Annotated in this window: 1 pseudogene; it reads left to right on the forward strand. The window is 51.3% G+C overall.

The window, feature by feature from the left end:
• Positions 1–473: 473 nt before the first annotated feature.
• Positions 474–637, forward strand: a pseudogene (locus C489_RS22655) (EamA family transporter); the annotation flags it as partial.

Consider the following 637-nt stretch of genomic DNA (forward strand, 5'->3'; position numbering starts at 1 on the left):
GGGCAGGTATTGTTAATAGATGAATATGTGTATTTGGGAAAGCCCTTAGCAACTATCAGAACCGGTTTGCTGCATACACCGGATAAGTGAGCAGTCCGGCGGATCGGTGGGACACTGCGCAGAACGAGGATGAACGCGCATACGAAAATCTCTCGTGAAGTTCGCTGGGCAATAATCATGCGTTTTGTTTGCCCTCGTCGTCCTCACTGCATCCACCGAGCAACTCGCGAAAGCGGTCAGGGATACATGGGGACTCCTGGACCTGATATAAATGGATTATTCGATTAAGAGAGAGACCAATGCGGGAACGGTCAGTAGGCAGTATGTATGGCACAGAGATATCATGCCGATAACCGAGGTAGCGACACTGAAGCAAAATTCTACCACCTCGCTGGAGCAACCCCACCGTTCGATACCAGTCGCTTCGAGCGTCTCTGGGTATCGCTATTCCACTATTACGTTGAATCACGATAATGGGGCTTCCTGAAATAGATTCGGCCGTGTTCTTTGGTTCGATTACAATGGTAGCNAGCTTGGGGAATTTGGGTAGTCTTGGGCAACGCCGCGTCGGAGTCTATCGACCCGAGGACGGCCGCTGCAATCACCTATCTTGTTGCGGGACCCCTTGCACTCGGAT

Source organism: Natrinema versiforme JCM 10478 (assembly GCF_000337195.1).
Lineage (GTDB): Archaea > Halobacteriota > Halobacteria > Halobacteriales > Natrialbaceae > Natrinema > Natrinema versiforme.